This is a genomic window from Novipirellula caenicola (assembly GCF_039545035.1).
Taxonomy (GTDB): Bacteria; Planctomycetota; Planctomycetia; order Pirellulales; family Pirellulaceae; genus Novipirellula; species Novipirellula caenicola.
Map to the genome: position 1 here is coordinate 462,505 of NZ_BAABRO010000003.1, position 18,301 is coordinate 480,805.

16 protein-coding genes are annotated in these 18,301 nt (G+C 55.5%); 10 read left to right on the plus strand and 6 right to left on the minus strand.

What is annotated here, in order from left to right; genetic code table 11:
* Nucleotides 1-8: 8 nt before the first annotated feature.
* The 3 genes from ABEA92_RS09090 to ABEA92_RS09100 all read right to left on the minus strand — a co-directional run bounded on the left by ABEA92_RS09090 (nt 9) and on the right by ABEA92_RS09100 (nt 2,927).
* Nucleotides 9-638 (minus strand): HAD family hydrolase, encoded by a 630-nt coding sequence (locus ABEA92_RS09090; RefSeq protein ID WP_345683501.1) that lies wholly within the window; start codon nt 636-638, stop codon nt 9-11.
* 69 nt (nt 639-707) lie between these two features.
* Entirely contained in the window at nt 708-1,253 is a 546-nt protein-coding gene (locus tag ABEA92_RS09095; protein WP_345683502.1) for a hypothetical protein, read from the minus strand.
* Between the two features lie 75 nt (nt 1,254-1,328).
* A complete protein-coding gene (locus ABEA92_RS09100) occupies nt 1,329-2,927 on the minus strand; it encodes an OprO/OprP family phosphate-selective porin (protein ID WP_345683503.1) in 1,599 nt (532 codons plus the stop codon).
* A gap of 501 nt (nt 2,928-3,428) precedes the next feature.
* Here ABEA92_RS09100 and ABEA92_RS09105 point away from each other — a divergent pair.
* From ABEA92_RS09105 to ABEA92_RS09120, 4 genes are all read left to right on the plus strand, one after another.
* On the plus strand, nt 3,429-4,946 hold the full coding sequence (locus tag ABEA92_RS09105; protein WP_345683504.1) for a pectate lyase: 1,518 nt from the start codon (nt 3,429-3,431) through the stop codon (nt 4,944-4,946).
* Nucleotides 4,947-5,143: 197 nt separating this feature from the next.
* Nucleotides 5,144-5,956 (plus strand): 4-hydroxy-tetrahydrodipicolinate reductase, encoded by an 813-nt coding sequence (gene dapB, locus ABEA92_RS09110; RefSeq protein WP_345683505.1) that lies wholly within the window; start codon nt 5,144-5,146, stop codon nt 5,954-5,956.
* A 45-nt stretch (nt 5,957-6,001) separates the two neighbouring features.
* A complete protein-coding gene (locus ABEA92_RS09115; protein WP_345683506.1) occupies nt 6,002-6,367 on the plus strand; it encodes a hypothetical protein in 366 nt (121 codons plus the stop codon).
* A gap of 272 nt (nt 6,368-6,639) precedes the next feature.
* Nucleotides 6,640-7,941, plus strand: a complete 1,302-nt coding sequence (locus tag ABEA92_RS09120; RefSeq protein ID WP_345683507.1) for an MFS transporter — start codon at nt 6,640-6,642, stop codon at nt 7,939-7,941.
* An 80-nt stretch (nt 7,942-8,021) separates the two neighbouring features.
* On the opposite strand, the gene ABEA92_RS09125 is transcribed toward ABEA92_RS09120, so the two are convergent.
* Entirely contained in the window at nt 8,022-8,363 is a 342-nt protein-coding gene (locus tag ABEA92_RS09125) for a hypothetical protein (RefSeq protein WP_345683508.1), read from the minus strand.
* A gap of 82 nt (nt 8,364-8,445) precedes the next feature.
* Entirely contained in the window at nt 8,446-9,798 is a 1,353-nt protein-coding gene (gene thiC, locus ABEA92_RS09130; RefSeq protein ID WP_345683645.1) for a phosphomethylpyrimidine synthase ThiC, read from the minus strand.
* Between the two features lie 396 nt (nt 9,799-10,194).
* On the opposite strand from thiC, the gene ABEA92_RS09135 reads away from it, so the two are divergent.
* Nucleotides 10,195-10,683, plus strand: coding sequence for a hypothetical protein (locus tag ABEA92_RS09135; RefSeq protein WP_345683509.1), 489 nt, complete (start codon nt 10,195-10,197; stop codon nt 10,681-10,683).
* A gap of 87 nt (nt 10,684-10,770) precedes the next feature.
* Here the strand turns inward: ABEA92_RS09135 and ABEA92_RS09140 are convergent, their stop codons facing one another.
* Complete coding sequence (locus tag ABEA92_RS09140; protein ID WP_345683510.1) at nt 10,771-11,940, minus strand: DUF1559 family PulG-like putative transporter; 1,170 nt, start codon at nt 11,938-11,940, stop codon at nt 10,771-10,773.
* A gap of 341 nt (nt 11,941-12,281) precedes the next feature.
* Here ABEA92_RS09140 and ABEA92_RS09145 point away from each other — a divergent pair, with 341 nt between their 5' ends.
* The 5 genes from ABEA92_RS09145 (at nt 12,282) to ABEA92_RS09165 (ending at nt 18,202) form a co-directional block, all read left to right on the plus strand.
* On the plus strand, nt 12,282-13,496 hold the full coding sequence (locus ABEA92_RS09145) for a M14 family metallopeptidase (protein WP_345683511.1): 1,215 nt from the start codon (nt 12,282-12,284) through the stop codon (nt 13,494-13,496).
* A 30-nt stretch (nt 13,497-13,526) separates the two neighbouring features.
* The gene (locus ABEA92_RS09150) at nt 13,527-14,204 is read left to right on the plus strand and encodes a CDP-alcohol phosphatidyltransferase family protein (RefSeq protein WP_345683512.1); all 678 of its coding nucleotides are present in this window, start codon (nt 13,527-13,529) and stop codon (nt 14,202-14,204) included.
* 552 nt (nt 14,205-14,756) lie between these two features.
* On the plus strand, nt 14,757-15,452 hold the full coding sequence (locus ABEA92_RS09155; protein ID WP_345683513.1) for a 3-keto-disaccharide hydrolase: 696 nt from the start codon (nt 14,757-14,759) through the stop codon (nt 15,450-15,452).
* A 71-nt stretch (nt 15,453-15,523) separates the two neighbouring features.
* A complete protein-coding gene (locus tag ABEA92_RS09160) occupies nt 15,524-17,353 on the plus strand; it encodes an alpha/beta fold hydrolase (protein WP_345683514.1) in 1,830 nt (609 codons plus the stop codon).
* Nucleotides 17,354-17,419: 66 nt separating this feature from the next.
* The gene (locus ABEA92_RS09165; protein ID WP_345683515.1) at nt 17,420-18,202 is read left to right on the plus strand and encodes a carboxylesterase family protein; all 783 of its coding nucleotides are present in this window, start codon (nt 17,420-17,422) and stop codon (nt 18,200-18,202) included.
* The last annotated feature ends 99 nt before the right edge of the window (nt 18,203-18,301 follow it).

An 18,301-nucleotide genomic window follows, 5' to 3' on the forward strand; every position in this document is an offset into this window, starting at 1 on the left:
GCTACGACTTAGGCTCGCCCCGCCTCGTAAAACGTAAAGTCGCGGACATCGACACAGTCCATCGACGCTCGTGCGGCGGCGTCTAGTCCCAGCGGCGAGTCTTCGAAAACGAGACAGGTCGCCGGTGGGACCTTCAACAGCTCTGCAGCCTTCAGAAACACGTCGGGTTCCGGTTTGTGTTTCTCGGTATCTTCGGCCGTGACGACCGCGGCGAACAGCGATTCCATTTGCAAGTGCTTGATCTGGGCCCACACGCCTTCGCGGTCCCCGCCACTGGCGACCGCCATCGGCACCACGTTGAAATGGGCATGGGCGATATCACAAACGCGTTTGAGCGGTTGCAACCGGGGGATCCGCTGGCGAAACGCTTGTTCCTTTTCAGCCCCGGCGACTTCGGGGTCGACGTCGACCGATTGTTCTTCGGCCAAGACGCGAATGATTTTATCGGTGGGCATGCCTGCCATGCTATAGAACCGCTGTTCGGTAAACTCGATGCCGAAACGGGCCATTGTTTCACGCCATGCTTCGAAGTGCAGCGGCATCGAATCGGTAAGCGTACCGTCGCAATCAAAGATCAATCCGCCATAGCGGCTAAGGTCGTCCACTTGTTTGTCCGTGGTGCTTTCGGGAAGGGGCATCTACAAACGAACGTGGCCAATCTCTTGCGAGATTGGCCACGGAAAAACGTCACTCTCGTTTCGTCTAGACTAGCGATTGGAGATGGTTTCGAACAGCGAGTAATACGCGTCTTCACTTGGACGCGATGCTTGCGCGGGGGTCGGAAGCGTATAAGGCTGGGGGGCTTCCGGAGCAACCGCTTCGGCCGGCACCGGGGCCGGTGCGTACTCGATCGCAGGAGGGACGCTGTGAGTGTCACAGCAGGTTGCTTTCTTTTCGGCCGACCACGAGTACTCGCACTTGGGGCACTTGTAATCTTTGGTCTTCAAAACGCAGATGCGACGGGTTTTCGCACCGTTGTTGCAAACCGCATCACAGTTTCCCTTTTGCCAAGGGAAAACCACGCGGGGAATGCAGATCACTTTGGATTCGACTTCAAAGCAAGTCTTGGTCTCGTCGACCACGTCGACTGAAAAATTGCAGCGGTGGTCGCACGCTGGGCATTTGGTGCAGCAGCCGGTTTGGTCCAGCAGATGATGACCGGATCCCGCTGCGGCTTGGTTCACGGCGAACGGCATCGCTGCGAATACGAGCAAGCCGGTGGCGAGCGTCATTCGAAGAGTTTGATAGAACATGATCGGGTCCTTTCCTTGGACAAATGATTGGATCAATTTTACGCGGTGGGTAAGGGGACGATTTTCAAGCGAAGCTTAGAAATCGGCCATGAAGCGAAAACCAAGTGCGGTGAAGTCGCCATCGACGCCTGCGGCCAACGGCACCGTGGTGCCGCTGGGGCCACTGTTCTCTTGGCCTTGCCCACCGTTGTTGATCGAACCCCAAATCAAGTTGGTTTGAACTTTCGAGTAGGCGGTCCAGTACCAATTAAGTCCGGCGGTGACCGCGTGGCCGTCGCCCCCACGAATGTCTTCGTCGCTAAGATCGAGATAGTCGTAGCGAAGGGCCACTGCGACTGCACCCAAACCGGAACCCGTGCCTCCGGTGCATCGGTCAACCAAGAAGAAGTTTTCAAATGGTTTGACTCGGTCAATCGTTCCCGATACTCGGTCCAACGGAATGTGTTCGCCGGTGAGGAAGTACGATGCAAAGATGTAACCGCCATGGAAGAACAAGTCTTCACCTGAGAAGCCGCCCGCAGCGTCGCGTCCTACCCAGTTGCCGTAGTATTCGCTGGTGATTTGCAAGGCGCCGATATTAAGCATGAATTCGTAACCGAGTTGTTGGTAGTCCTCGGCACCCAAGATGCGATTGGTGTTCCACCAACGTGAATCGGATCGCGCCAATGGACGCGTGCGGAAACGAGCTTCGTTGCTGTTTTGGTCCGCGTCGGTTTGGCCGTCGGGATCGGTATCGTTTGCGGATCCAGCGATTGCCAGGTGCAAATAGCCGCGGCCGCCACTGATTTCGTCGTACCAGGGGCTCGCCGCCAACCGGCCATACACGCCGGCCTGCATGTCGTCACCGCGGTAACGGCCATCGGTGGCAATGTTTTCTAGCAAGAAAACACCGTATCGCCAGTTGAACATTTCGTCGTCGCTATAGCCGTACATCGCTGCACCAAGACGACGAGCGTCTTCGTTGAACGTTTCAACCGCCAATGGACGTTCGGCGAACACGTTGTGACGGCTACTGTTTAGATGGTCCAAGCCGATCGGGCGTTTCTGGTTACCCAACAACAGCGTGTGATTGCCAGGTAGGTTTTTCCAGCCAATGTAGCCGTCTTTGAGTTCGGGCTCACTTGGATTGTTAAAATCGACCTGCAACCGGTACAGCATGTTGTTAGGGATGTCGCCGGACAATTCGATCCGCAAACGACGGAAATCCCAGCGGTCCTCGGGATCATCCAGCGGATCGCCGGTTTCCAAGAAATTGGTACCCGCGTCGGACTCGAGGAAGTTCCAGTTGTCCAAGTGCACACGACCACTGATCTTCATGGTCGGCTTCTTTTTCTTCTCCGCCGCTTCGTCAGCGAGCTTGTCTTGGTATTTCTCCCAAGACGATTCCATGTCGTCGACGCGTTCAAGCAGCTTTTTATAATCCGCTGCCGGTACCGACTCGACGATCGGTTCTTCGACCGGTTCGCTTGATTCTTCTCGGCCAATCTCTCCGTCATCTAACAGACCGAAAGGTTGGTTGTAGCTTGTTGCCTGAATTTGGCTTCCGCTCATCGTTGGGAACGTGAGGGGGCCATCGCCGAACACCACTCCGGCACTGTTGGTCGCGAAAGCCAAGAAGACTCCCGCGGCTGCAAGCTTGGCTTGCAGTTGGTTGGTACGAAACGTGAATCGCATCGCCTTTAACTTCCATGTAATTGTAATGGCAGTGCTGGCCAATCCACTGGGATGGGGACCTTTGGAAAGGGCCAGTCACTTCGTTGCCGTCTGGGAAAGCCGACGTCCTGTCGACACTTGAAAACCTTCACTGCAATCGGTCACGATGCTTTGTTCGCGAGTGCTTGCAATAAGAGTCATGGCATTAGGGGTATCGGACGGGATCGATCAGATCACCCATGCGAAGTGCGGCAATTCGCTTCTGCCGAAAAATGGCAACTTTACGATCGATTCAGTTTTTCTAGTAGGATCAATGCTTTGGATCCACAGAGCCATTACAATCGTCAGGGTAATGTGAAGTTTGAGTGAAAGGGCGGTCTTCCCTATAGAGATGCAAGACACCCATCGTTTGATTGTCGCGGTTTGCGTGCCTTGACAAGCCCTTTTTTGCACGCTGCGTTCACGGCTAGATCGGTTTTGTTAAGAAACGGTGAAGCCATTGTCTTATCGGAAAACGGGTCCATGAACCGAGCTTTTTATCCTGCGTTCCTTCGATTGAGTGGATTTGCTTTTCTGCTCATGGCGTCCCAGTCGTTAGGTTCCGCACAATCGGTACCATCGGGCGATCAAGTGAGGGCGTCGCTTCGCGCGGCGACGGAGTTGATGACGCGGAGCGTGGCCGATCATGGCGGCTACGCTTGGGTGTCCAGCGTCGATGGGCGTTACAGTCACGGCGAAGGGGTCGCCGGTGCCAATCGAGTTTGGGTTCAGCCGCCTGGAACGCCCGCGGTTGGACTCGCTTTTTTGGCTGCCTATCGTGCCACCGGTGACGCGGTTCATTTGGATGCCGCCAAAGCAGTCGGGGATGCGTTGATCCAAGGCCAATTGCAGAGCGGAGGTTGGGGATACTCGATCGAATTTGATCCGGCGCTGCGTGCCAAACTTCCCTATCGAGTGCTGGTAAAACATTCCGGCCATTCGCTTTCCAAGGCATTTACCACGGCCCCGACACCCTATCCCGGCGGTTGGGAGATTTGGAAGAAACGACAATTCAAATCCAACATGACGTTGATCGATGATGACACCACCCCGTGTTCGATCCGCTTTCTCTGCGAACTAGATCAAACGTTGGGGTTCGAGGATGCGGTCGTTCATGAAGCGGTCGAGTATGCGCTGCGGTCCACGATCGCGGCTCAGTACCCGACAGGAGCATGGGGACACAACTATGACCGGTTTTCAACCACGCCGCCCAGTATCGATTACTACCCCGTGATCGCGGCGAGCTATCCCGAATCGTGGAGCCGGACGTGGGCAAAGACATATTCAGGGTGCTACATGCTGAACGACCGGATCACTCAGAATATGATCGAAACGATGTTGGTGGCTGCTCGCGTCTATGGCGATGATCGCTACCGCAGCAGTGCCATAGCAGGAGGCGATTTCTTGTTGCGTTCGCAAATGCCTGAGCCGCAACCGGCATGGGCCCAGCAATACGATCGGCACATGCAACCGGTGTGGGATCGCCAATTCGAGCCGCCTGCGATTTCCGGCCGCGAGTCTCAGGATGCACTGCGAACCTTGTTGGTCCTGTACCGCGAAACCGGTGAGCAGCGTTTTCTAAAGCCGCTGCCACGAGCGATTGAATATTTACGGACTTGTCTTCGCAGCGATGGTCGACTCGCCCGCTACTACGAACTGAAAACAAATCGTCCTATCTATTTTAATAAGGACTACCAAATCACCTACGACGATCGCAGCATGCCGGATCACTATGGCTTTGTCGTCGATTCGCACCTCGACGAAATCGAGCGAGACTATCAAGCCATCACGGCCGCGAATCCATTGTCCGTGGATCGCAAAGTGACGGGGCAACAAGTGGCCGAGCTGATCCGCTCGCAATCCGCCAACGGCGGTTGGCTCGAGCCAGGCTTTGTACGCGACGAGCGGGGGAAAAAGGTAACGCCGAAAGAAGGTGTGATCGCTTCGGCAACCATGATTGCCAACATCGAAACGCTCAGCCAGTATCTCGAGCAACACTGAGCCGTGGGCCGTAAGGCACCGGGGCGTGCGTAGGACCCGGCCGCTGACGCGTCGCGGCTCAATAAATCAACTAGCCCTCCGTTTCAGCGGCGACATCACGCTCGCGTTGGGCAGGCGTTTTCGACGTGGATTGGGAACAAAGATTCAGTGCTTCTATTCCGCTACCCCAAGGGTCGGTGACGCGTTACATTAACCGTATGACTACTACATCAATCAAACTTGCTGTTCATGGTGCCGCGGGACGAATGGGGCGACGTGTCGTTGCTCTGGCTTCGGAAGATACCGAATTCCAAATCGTTGCCGCGATCGATCACGCCGGAAACCCGCTGCTAGGCCAAGATGCCGGCGCCGTCGCTGGATTCGCTCCGATCGGCGTTCCGCTTGCCTCGGATTGGCCCGAAGAAGTCGATGTGGTGATCGATTTCTCGCTTCCCGAAGCGCTGAATCATTGCATCGAAACGTGTGTCGAGGCCAGCACGCCATTGGTCGTTGCCACCACGGGACTAAGTGACGAGCAGAAAACGAAACTGCAAGCGGCTGCAAAGCTGATTCCGATCGTTTGGGCGCCCAGCATGTCGTTGGCGGTCAATTTGACGATGAAGCTTGCTGAACAGGTCGCCGATACGCTTGGCGATGTTCAGGGCGGCTTGGATGTCGAAATCATCGAACGTCACCATCGCTTCAAAGCCGACGCCCCCAGCGGCACGGCACTAAAGTTCGGTGAACTGATCGGCAAAAAACTGAGCGACGAAACGCTGCATGTCCACGGACGTGAAGGTCACACCGGCGAACGAACCCGCAACGAAATTGGTTACCACGCCGTCCGTGTCGGAGACAATCCCGGCGAGCATACGATCGTGTTCGGAATGCTTGGCGAAAAAATTGAACTAAACGTTGCCGCCAGCAACCGCGATTGTTACGCCGCTGGAGCTTTGGCCGCAGCAAAATGGCTGCAAGGTCGCCCGAAGGGACTCTATAACATGTTCGACGTGCTAGGACTCGAGTCGTAGGTTGTTCGGAATGGGCTTCTGCCCTGCGTACTGAAAAAGATTCGAATGGCAAAGTGTGATCAAGGTTATCTGTGCGAAGTCTGCGGCCAGGATGTGTCCGCGATCGTCGACAGTGATCTGTATCTTCGCTATGTGATCGGTGAACTCGACCCCGAGGTGTTGCACACGACCCCCGAGCGGCACCTTCGCTGTAATCCCGTGCTCGCTCAATTTATCGACCATCCGGACTTTGAGCGTGTCGTGGTCCCAGGCGAGATGGGGTTGGCGAATCTTGATCCCGATTTTGTGGCCGAGCGAGTCGCGTTGATCACACGCGGCTACGAGCGGCTGCTTGAGATCGCCGCCAGCGACGAAGATCGGGACGTCACCGCCTACCCGCTGCCCGAGGTGATCGACCGTTATCGTCACTGATTGCGGCGGTGGTGTGTTTGGCAATTGTGTGTTTTTCGTGAAGCCTTCTCTGTAGTTACCTTCGCTGGAAGGTGGTGATTCGTCATTGCGCGGCAACCATCCACGCTCTGGCGAGCGTAGCTACGAAACACAAATACCGTATTTTGCCGCCTCTGAATACTTCACCGCGTTGCCTGCCCGGCCCTCGGTTCTCATCGGCGTCGCGGCGCGAGGGGCGTTTCTGTTAAGATTTCGCGGTCCCCCGAACGTGACCCTTCATCAAGCGAAAAAACGTGCCAAGCCATCTCCTCAGACGCGGTTTCCTCGGACTGCTCGCCGCTCAGTTTTTCGGAGCCATGAACGATAACGTCCTCAAGGGGGTGTTGACGTTCATGGTGATTCAAGGCGGTTTGTGGGCCGGCGATCTTGGCGAAGGGGGCCAAGGGATCGTAGGGATCTGTTTCACGCTGCCCTTTATCTTTCTGTCGGGCTATGCTGGCCAAATCGCTGATCGCTATTCCAAGCGAACCGTGACGATGTGGGTGAAAATCATCGAGATCCCGATCGTGATCCTCGCCGGAATCGGCTTTCTGATGGGCAGTTTGTGGGTCACGCTGCTGGCGTTATTGGCGTTGACCTGTCAAAGCTCGTTCTTTGGGCCAGCAAAATACGGCATGATTCCCGAGCTGGTCGATGATTCGGATCTCAGCCGTGCCAACGGAACGATCAATATGATGACCAACGTCGCCGTGATCGTCGGAACGCTGGTCGCAGGCGTCGTCAGTGACGCATTTTTTCCTGACCAAATTCGCGGCCTCATTTGGCTGCCTATGGTCGTGTTGGTTTTGATCGCGATCGCGGGACTGGTGTCGGCGTTTCTGTTGACGCCACTACCCGCAGGCGATCGCGATGCAAAATTTGATTTCAATCCGCTCAGCACCTACATCACGACCGTCCGTGAAATGTCCAAAACGCGACTGTTGATGGTGATGATGGCGTGGGGCTATTTCTACCTGCTGGCCGGAATCGCACTGTTTATCGTCCCCGAGTACACCGAGGTGCTCAAGATTTCGAGTACCGAAGCCAGCGTGTTGATGGGAGTTTTGGGAGTTTCAATCGGAGTCGGCTGTGCCGTGGCAGGATTGTTGTCCGGGCATCACATCGAGCCTCGTTTGATCCCGATCGGAGCTGCGGGTTTGGTTGTCTTCTTTGCGTTGTTGTCGTTTGTTCCGCCGTCGCTTCCCGATTTGCAGCCGATGGTACGAGTGGCGTTTAGTAACGTCGGCTTCTTTATCTTTGGAGCGGGCTTTTTTGCCGGATTCTATATCGTTCCGCTGCAGGCTTTGCTGCAATACATGTCGCCTGATAGCGAGCGAGGCCGGTTCTTGGGGACCGCGAACGCCGTCTCGTTTGTGTTTTTAACCGTTGCGGCTCTGCTGTACTGGGCGATTCGTCCCGCGTTTGGCGATTCCCCTCAGCATATCTTCATGCTCAGCAGCCTCTTGATGGCCGCCGGAGCCGCGTTCTTTCTGTGGCAATTGCGAGGCACCGGCATCTTGATCGGCAGCGGCGCCGATATCGCCGCCCGCGAGTAAACGAGATGCTTTTTTTACCCTCCCAACAAAAAGACTGCTGCGTTAGTTCGACAACGCCGTTCTTAGGTTGGCCGTTTGGGTCAACGCTGTGAAGCATTTAGAGACGGCAAATTGCGGAATTTACGTTCCGTAGCTACGCTCGCCAGAGCGTGGATGATTGCCAGAGCGTGGATGATTGCCAGAGCGTGGATGATTGCCGGCCAATACGAATCACCACCTTCTGGCGAAAGGTTGGTGAGCCTGAACTTGCACGCTGCCATCTCTAATCCTCCAGGCCGCTTGCCGGTGAACTTGCACCCGCCCAGCGTCCACAAAAAAGCCCAGAGTCCATGAAAAAAGCCCAGGTGCTGGTTGCAACCCTGGGCTTTATGTCTTTCGAATGCGTTGTCGATGGCAAGTGCGAGGTAGATGTGCTTACTCACACGTTGCAGACCGTCGGGCCGCTGTAACGAAAGTCTTGACGACTTCCGCTACGACCGAACTTCGGTTTTACATCCCGCAAAACTAGTCTTTGATTTCGACGAGCTGGCCTTCATTGGCCATCTTGCGGATGTCTTCGGTGATTTTCATCGAGCAGTACTTCGGTCCGCACATGCTGCAGAAGTGGGCGCTTTTGAACGTGTCTTGCGGCAGCGTTTCGTCGTGGTAACGCTGTGCGGTTTCCGGATCCAGTGACAAGCGGAACTGCTCGTTCCAATCGAACGCGAAACGGGCTCGGCTGAGCGCGTCATCACGGTCTTGGGCTCCCTTGCGTCCGCGTGCAACGTCGGCCGCATGAGCCGAGATCTTGTAAGCGATCACGCCTTGCTTGACGTCTTCTTCGTTCGGTAGTCCAAGGTGCTCTTTCGGGGTTACGTAGCACAACATCGCAGCTCCGTGCCAGCCGGCCATCGCGGCGCCGATGGCGCTGGTGATGTGGTCGTAACCCGGCGCGATATCGGTCACCAATGGGCCAAGCACGTAGAACGGCGCGCCATTGCAAAGCTCGATTTGCTTTTCAATGTTCATTTGGATTTGGTGCATCGGAATGTGTCCTGGTCCCTCGACCATGACTTGCGTTCCGTTGTCTTGACCCCGTTTGGTCAATTCACCGAGCACTTCGAGTTCGGCGAATTGAGCGGCATCCGAAGCATCCGCGATCGAACCCGGGCGAAGCCCATCGCCAAGCGACCAAGTCACGTCGTACTCGCGCATGATGTCGCAGAGATCATCAAAGGCGGTGTACAGCGGATTTTGTTTGTTGTGAGCCATCATCCATTTCGAGATCAGCGATCCCCCGCGGCTGACGATTCCGGTCACGCGATTGACGCTCAAATGCAGATGCTCGAGCTTGACGCCACAGTGGACGGTCATGTAATCGACGCCCTGCTTGGCTTGGTGCTCGACCATGTCCAAGAAGTGCTGAGCGGTCATGTCTTCGATGTTGCCGCCGAGTTCTTCGAGCATTTGGTAGATCGGTACGGTTCCGATCGGCACCGGGCTCTTTTCGATGATCTGTTTGCGAATGTTGTCGATGTCTTTGCCGGTCGACAAATCCATCACGGTATCGGCACCGTGGTGGACCGCGGTGTGCAGTTTTTGCAGTTCTTCGCCGGCGTTACTGGTCACGGCACTGTTGCCGATATTCGCGTTGATCTTGCATTTTGCTGCGATCCCGATGCACATCGGCTCGAGAGCCCCGGCGGCGTGGACCTTGTTTGCAGGGATGACCATTCGTCCAGCCGCGACTTCGTCACGGATCAGTTCGACGGCGAGTTCTTCTCGTTTGGCACAGAACTCCATTTCGGGAGTGATTTCGCCTGCGCGTGCCGCCAAAATTTGTGTTTTGCTCATGTTTTTGCTCCATCGGACGGCCAGCCTCGGATGATTCTTTGCTGTGCCGTCTCAGTAACGTCGAGATCGGAGCCCTGTTTATACGCTGCCAGAGCGAAATCGAGTAGGCGTCCGGGCATGTACCCGGCTCTCGATCCTCCGAGATCTCAATTTCCCACCAAATTAGCCCGGTTACCGAGTTCGAAACCTTACTAGAACGCCAAAGAGCGAGCGGGAGTGTTGCGAAGTGTCCTTAACGCAAAAACTTCGGCTTACGGCTGCTCCGCAGCGTCAGGTTTACGGTAGAGCGATCCGGTGAGCGGATTAGTCCTTGATCGCATGAGATCTTTGCGTACAATGATTACGTGCTGCGTAAGCGTTGCTCACGCAAATGTTGGGTGTGAGGGCGTGCTATAACCTATTTTTATTGAAAGGCTACCGATGCCCTACCTGATGGTAAATCTTGACGACACGAACGATTGCCGCAAAGCAATCAAGCAATTGCGATCGGCGATCAATGCTCCGGATTGTGATCGCGATGCAAATGACAGCGTGGGACGGCGCGGACGCAAGGGCAACCGACTCGCGGCGGATGCCAACAGTCCAAGCAAGCCCCAGGGCGAAGACGTGGCGGCGCTGCCGCTGCCGATGAAGCTGCGGCGAATCAAGCAACGCCATATCTGGAAGCATCTGGTTCGCATTGCCAACGCTGCTGAAGACGCCCAGTCATTGCCGGAGTTAGACTTGTTGCTCGATCTGCCCAAGAACAAGATGCGGTCACTCAAGGCGATCATGGCGAAGCTTGAGAATCGTTTCGATCTAAAGTTCCTGCGAGTCGTTCCTGATGCAGGAGTCGATGCGTCGGGCAATCCACGCTACGAGATGCTGCCAAATGTCCGCAGGCAGATTCTTAAGATTGAAGCTACCTGAGTCGTTTGCAATGCCATGGGGCCGCCCCTTGCGACTGGTAAGTTCCAACGCGACCATCGTCGCCAGAGTGCGTGCCTTGGCGAATCCTCAGATTTCGTCGCTGGGAATGTACTCGTTCATCGGCACGTCGCTGGCGTGGCCGCTTGGGGTCATCAGGGCTTGATAGGTGCGATAGTCGATCGATTCAAGCACAAAGCGGACGCTGCCGTCGGCCATTGCCATGTTCACGCCGCCCGTGTGTAGCGACGAGGGACGGGCGACATCCGCCATGTTCCTGGTGGTCATGGTTAGATTGTACGTGTCACCGCCGTTGATCTTGTGTAGAGGCTGCGGTGCCGGAGCGCCGGCGAACAATTTTTCGTCTTCAAAATGCCACACGCTGCCTTGCAAGTAACGTGATTCCACCGGATAGACCGTGACCTCTTTTCCGCCGACCGTCGAAATGGCAGTCAAGTGATCCGTGTTGCCGGTCAATCGAGTCAGGTGCCAAGGTTGGGCTTGATGGTTTTCACTGTACAGCATCGTGCCGGTCGCACCGTCGCGAAAATCGTCGGTGCGAATCCGCTTGCCCGTCGGCACAAGCACCGTGGCATTCCCAGGATCAAATCCAGCGTAACGATTGTTGAACACCCCGTTCGCCTTGGACATCGAATCGGCAAACGTGACGGTGCGGGGGCCATCGGTCGGACGCGTGTACGTGAACGGAAACGAATCGACATGCATACCGGTGTTGGCGATGTAGTGATTGATTCCATGGCGGGCCATCGTGCCGCTGGCGCTAGGACACTGATAGAATTCGACGTTTGGCGCCGCAATCGTGCTGTAGCCTTCTTCGGTTGCAGCTCGCTCGCCAGCCCCGTCGGACAACAACGGATACCGATCCAAACTCCAGCGATCATAGAGCGGTTGATGATCCATTTTGGCGAGAATCGCAACCTGCCATCCCCCGATCTTCATGTGACGAGGAACGTTGCCGCCGTAGCTGCCGGGATCCGCGGGATCCATGCCGCCAGCAAACTCGCCAAACTGCTGTAGGTATCCGGGTAATGTGTCGTGACTGGTTTGATGATTGATCGTCGCCATCGCGATTTGTCGCAGCTGGTCGGCACATTTGGCTCGGTTCATTCGTTCTTTGGCGGCGCTAATCGCGGGCAACGATAACGAGACCAGGATTCCGATGATCGCGATCACGACCAAAATTTCGACCAGCGTGAATGCGTCTCGACGGACGCGGTGAACTGAGAGCCGAATTCGCATCACAACACCTTTTGCTAGTAAATAGAAGAGCCAGAAAAGAGACGATTTCGCCGTCGACGGAACAGCTGCAGTCCGAGAGCTCTAGCTACGAGATTAGCAAATCAACCACGCCGAGTCCAAGAAAATGACGTTTCCGTCTTAGGAATCGTTTTCCCCTCGTTTGGCGGGTCGCGGCTGATATTGCTCTGCGGTCGGTCAATCCAGTAGGCTCGCGGTCCCGCCATTTTGACCACAGCTAAACAGCTTGGAGCCCACCGATGCCAAATCGCTCAATCTCACCAAATGACGTTATTCCCAGGCCAACAGCCGCTTTTTGTTGGCAAAATCCTGTTTGTTACGCATTGATTGCGTTGCTGATCGTGCTCGGATTCGCTCCTGCGGCGAAATCCGAGATCTTGGACAATCCGCTCGGGATCACCTTCCATAGCGAAGATCGCTCGGTTTCGTTTACCAGTAAATTCCCTGGGGGACGAATGAACGAGTGCGTCCAAATCGCCGACGATGATTTTGCCGTCACAATCCAACCCGAATCGGATCCAATCAACGACAGTGCTTGGTATGCGTTCCGAGTCAACTCGACCGAAGAGCGAACGATTTCGGTACGACTAAAATATGTCGGCGGATCGCATCGCTACGATCCCAAGATCAGCCGTGATGGTAAGAATTGGGAGAGTGCCGAACATCTGATGGCCGATCGACATCCTGCCGGAACCGAAGTGCGACTAAAAATCCCGGTGGATGGCAAGCCGTTGTGGGTGGCGGGTCAAGAACTGCTAAGCAGCGGGACGGTTGCCAAGTGGACTTCGGATCTGAGCCAACAACCGCACGTCAAGCGATCGGTGATTGGCAAATCGGTGCAAGGACGTCCGCTGTACCGATTGGATATTACTGAAACCGATCACCCCGACTTTGTTTTCATTATCGCGCGTCAACATCCACCCGAAGTCTCCGGTGCGATTGGGATGATGCATTTTGTCGACGCATTAACGTCTGACAATGAGTTGGCGACATCGTTTCGCAAACGCTACTGCGCCGTCGTCGTGCCAACGGTGAATCCCGATGGTGTGGCGCTGGGCAATTGGCGATGCAATGCAAACGGAGTCGATTTGAATCGTGATTGGATGCACTTTACCCAGCCCGAGACGCGTGCGTTACGCAACGAGATGCTGAAGTGTCGCAACGCTGCCGATCAAAAGTTGTGTCTGTTTATGGATTTCCACAGCACCTATGACGACGTGTTTTACACGCCACCTCGTGATGCCGATTTGTATCCCGCGGGATTCACCGACAATTGGCTCTCGGCGATTCAAAAACGATTTCCCAACTACCACGTCAACGGCGATGACAATCACCACGCTCACCGTTCGACCAGCAAAGCTTGGGTGGCCGATACGCTTGGTGTCACCGCGATCACGTATGAATTCGGTGATGAAACCGATCGCGAAACCATCCGTCGCGTCGCGAGTGGTTCGGCCGAAGAAATGATGAAGCTGTTGTTGGCGCTACCGGAGCCTGATTCGCAAATGGCGGCGGCACAGGTCTCGATTCAACGCTAACAGGACTTGGGCGATCACGAGAGGCTTTTGATGAATGATCCGGTTGCCAATCGTCGCCCGATAAAATCACGCCAAATGCCAGTGTTTCAGTGGCTCGCCGCTCGATTGGCGAGGACCGCGATCACGCCAAACCAAATTTCAGGCACGAGCATCGCACTGGCGTTTGCCGCAGGGTGTGCCATGGCCGCCACCTCAGCGAGTGATACTGTGATCACGCAGCGGGGATTGTGGATTCTGGCCGCTGCGATGATTCAGTGCCGACTGATTGCGAACTTGTTAGACGGAATGGTCGCGGTCGAAGGCGGCAAGAGTTCGCCGGTGGGCGATCTGTTTAACGAGGTTCCTGACCGCATCTCGGATTCCGCGATTTTTATCGGAGCGGGGTACGCCGTCGGCGGGTATCCGCTGCTCGGGTTTGCAGCGGCGCTAATTGCGATGTTTGTCGCTTACGTTCGCGCGATTGGCGCAAGTGTGGACGCAGGCCAAGTCTTTGCCGGGCCGTTTGCCAAACCGCAGAGGATGGCGTTGATGATCGTCACCTGTATCGCGATGGCAATTCTGCCCGCTGCGTGGCAGTCGATCCCATCACAACCGACGATCACGGTCGTCGCGACCGCACTAGCGGTGATTTGCATCGGCGGAATCATCACGGCGATTCGGCGGCTACAGAAAATCGCTGCGATTTTGCGGTCGAAAAGTGAGCGGTGAGTGGCAGTTACCTCTCCACCGACGAGGTGAGACTGTTGATTTAGTACGGCATCACCGCTCTTTTGTTAGCGGCTTGGGCGTTAGCCCCGGTTGGGTGGTGACGAAACCGTGGCTAGCGCCAAAACGGAACGCTGTGAAGCATTTCGTAGCGGAACTCGTCAAGAGTTTCGGGAACAGGGTTCGTTCAACGAAAGTCTTGACGACTTCCGCTACGTTAAAACACCATAAAACACAGCAGGAAAATGCTTCACAGCGTTGGCCAAAACGGCTAACTAAATCAGCAGTCTCGAAGTTGGTGGAGAGGTAGCAGAAAGTCCATCGCAAACCACCCAACTGCTGCGTCAATAATCAGCCGGAATTTGCGGTGGAATGGCTACTTTCTGGGCGGGCGACCCTTTTTAGCATCACAGTGGTTATGCTATTGCGATGTGAAAGCTACCAAGCACCTGCCTCCTGATAAATCCCTCCGCCACGGTGACGCCCATGCCTCGATCTTCGCGTTCCATTACCCCCCTCTGTTCCGCCCTGTGTCTTGTTTGTTTCGGCATTGCGGTGAACGCCCACGCACAAGAAACCGAGCCGGCGTCCGCTGAATCCGCATCCGCCGTGCGGGCCTTCATCGACGATGACGGCCCGGGGTGGCGATCGCTGAGCGAATCCGATTTTACGCACGTCAACAGTGCGGAGGACACGTGGTCATGGAAGGATGGCGTGTTGCACTGCACCGGGCGGCCCGTCTCGGTGCTGCGAACGACCAAGCCAGTGAAGAACTTTGAAATGGTGGTCGAGTGGATGCATGAACGATCCGCCGGAAACTCGGGTGTTTTTGTTTGGACAACGCCTGAGTCAATCGAAAAAATCACCAAGGCGGGAAAGCCCGGATTGCCCGCGGGGATCGAAGTTCAGATTCTCGATCACGGTTACACCGAGATGCGAAAATCGCGAGGCCAGAGCTATGATTGGTTTGGTACCAACGGCGATGTCTTTCCGGTCAGAGTGAAAATGACGCCGTTTCCACCGCTGTCGCCCGATGGCAGTCGCAGCTTCCCACGCAAACATCTTGCCAAAGGACATGGTCATTGGAATCACTATTACATTCGCGGTATCAATGGCGAAGTCCGACTGTGGGTCAACGGCGAAGAGGTTTCTGGAGGCACGGGGATCGAGCCGGCCGAAGGTTACCTTTGTTTGGAAAGCGAAGGATCGCCAATCCAATTTCGCAAACTTCGAATTCGTGAGTTGCCCTAAACTCTCGTCGCAACCCGTGTTCCCACTACGCACTCCCTATTCTCGCTACTCAAACTAATTCGCTTGCAACCATGACGCTATTGAAGCAGAGCACCGTCGGAATAATAGGTGACGGATTTTCCCGTAGCGAAAGTCGTCAAGACTTTCGTTTTCCACGCTGGTCCAAACGCTTGGCGAGGTTCGCTTCGTCAGCAATGACTCCGAAGGGGCTAAGTCCGTTCTTGCTGGTCGCCTTGTTGGCAACGACCGCGATTCCAGCCGGCGTGTCCTCGGCGGATGACGCTGCGTCCAGCGAGGGACGCTTGGCGAGCGATCTTCAATCGCAAGGCATCCAGCCGACCACGGCTGAATTTCAAGGGTTCACGCAGTACAACTTCGAACTGGACGGAGTGGACTGCAAAATCGTAAGCCCCAAGCAAGCCGCCAGCGGGAATCCGTGGGTTTGGCGAGCGCGGTTTTGGGGGCACGAACCCCAGTTTGATCGGGCGATGCTCGAGCGTGGTTGGCATGTTTGTTACTGCGACGTCGGAGGGTTGTTTGGTGCCGATCCTGCAATTGAGCGCTGGGACGCCTTCTATTCGCTTAGCCAAAAGCTAGGACTTCATGCGAAACCGTTTCTCGAAGGCATGAGTCGTGGTGGGTTGATCATCATGCGATGGGCCAGTGTGCATCCAGACCAAGTGAGCGGCATTTACGCAGACAACGCCGTAATGGACATACGTTCGTGGCCCGGCGGCAAGGGAACCGGCATCGGTGCCCCTCGCGAATGGGATCGCTGTTTACAGGCATATGGAATGACGGACGAGCAGTCCGCGTCGTTCAAAGCGGGGCCGCTGGATCGGCTCAAACCATTGGCCGATGCTGGCGTTCCAATCTTTGCGTTGATCAACGAAGCCGACAATGTTGTTCCGCCGGCCGAGAACGGCGATCGATTGGTGGCCGAGTACAAAAAGCTAGGCGGCAAAATTGAGGTGATGCGTCGGCCGGGACTTGGACATCATCCACATAGTTTGAAAGACCCGGCACCGATCGTGGCTTTTGCACTCGCTTCGATCCATGGCGTGCAGCATTCGCTGTTCATTGCCGGGCCTAGCTTTACCGGGATCTTGGACGAGCAAGGCAACGAGATTTGGAACGCGGGGAAACCCGCTGCGCGTGATGGTTTTGTTCTGCCAAACGGCAATGTATTGATCGCGTGGAAAGACATCGTCAAAGAATTGAATCGCGATCACAAAGTTGTATTTCAGTATCGCAAGTCCAACGAAAACGCAGAGATCGGCACCGTCGAGCGACTCGAAAACGGCAACACGCTGATCACCGAATTGGGCAAGAAACCTCGGCTGATGGAAGTGGATCGTGACGGTTCCGTTGTGATCGAGTTCCCGCTGCAACCGGAAACCGATAACGCTCATATGCAAACACGGATGGCTCGAAAATTGCCCAGTGGCAACTACCTCGTTCCCCATCTGTTGGCATTCAAAGTCAAGGAATACACCCCGGCGGGAAAGGTGGTCCACGAAATCAAAACGGACCTTGAATCGTTGGGGGGGCGGAAAGCCGAGAATTGGCCGTTCACAGCGATCCGGCTTGAAAATGGCAATACCGTGGTCACGTTAACGCACGGCAACAAAGTTGTGGAATTTGCTCCCGACGGTGAGGTCGTTTGGGAGGTTAACAATGATGACTTGCCCGGTTCGCCGCTGGTGGACCCCTGTGGCGCCCAGCGGTTGCCCAACGGCAATACCGTGATCGCCAGCTACGGTGCGAGAAAAGGAATCAAAGTCCTTGAAGTGACGCCAGCGAAGCAAATTGTATGGACTTACGATGGCAAGCATCGTGCTCACGAGATCCAGGTGTTGACGACCAATGGTCAGCCGATCGCCGGACCGCCGATGAAATAAACGTCGCGGCATGTCCCTCTGCCCTGCCCTCCCCTGCCCTGCCCGTTCACCAGCCGAGTTCCATCGATGAACCGAATTGTTTGTTTCCTGTTCCTTTCTCTTGCTTGTAATTTGCTGATGGCCGATCAACCTTTCGATGAATTGAGCATCCAGTACACCGGCGGTTCGTATGACAACGAGACGTTCGAGTACCGTTTGATGAAACCTGAGACGATCGAACCGGGAACGAAATATCCGCTGGTTTTGTTTCTACATGGAGCGGGCGAACGAGGTGACGACAACACGTCGCAGCTAAAGTATTTCCCGACCGAGATGGCCAGCGAAGCGAATCGCAAAGCGTTTCCCTGTTTTGTGTTGGCACCTCAGTGCCGCAAAGAAAAGAAATGGGTCGATGTCGATTGGAGCGATCATGAGGCGACCGCGATGCCCGAGTCGCCATCGGATCAAATGCAAGCGGCGATACAAATGCTCGAGCGGACGATCGCCGAAAATCCGATCGATACATCACGCGTTTACTTGACCGGCCTTTCCATGGGCGGATACGGATCGTGGGATTTGACCGCACGGCACCCGGATTGGTTCGCCGCAGCGATCATCGTTTGTGGCGGCGGGGACGACACGCAAGCGTCGAAGCTTGTTGATCTGCCGATTTGGGTTTTCCACGGTGATGCCGATGATGCGGTACCGGTCCATCGGTCTCGCAAGATGGTCGCTGCGATCAAAGACGCCGGAGGCAAGAAAATCAAATACACGGAATTGCCCGGCGTCGGCCACAACAGTTGGGACCATGCCTACTCGCAAGATGCCGGCGCGATCAAGTGGATGTTTGAGCAGACAAAAGCCAAGTAGTTCAAACACCCCCGTAGTGGATCTTGCTAAAGATCCTTTCTGCGGGATCCCTGACGCGGGATCTTTAGCAAGATCCACTACGGAATGGGGTGGCTTCCG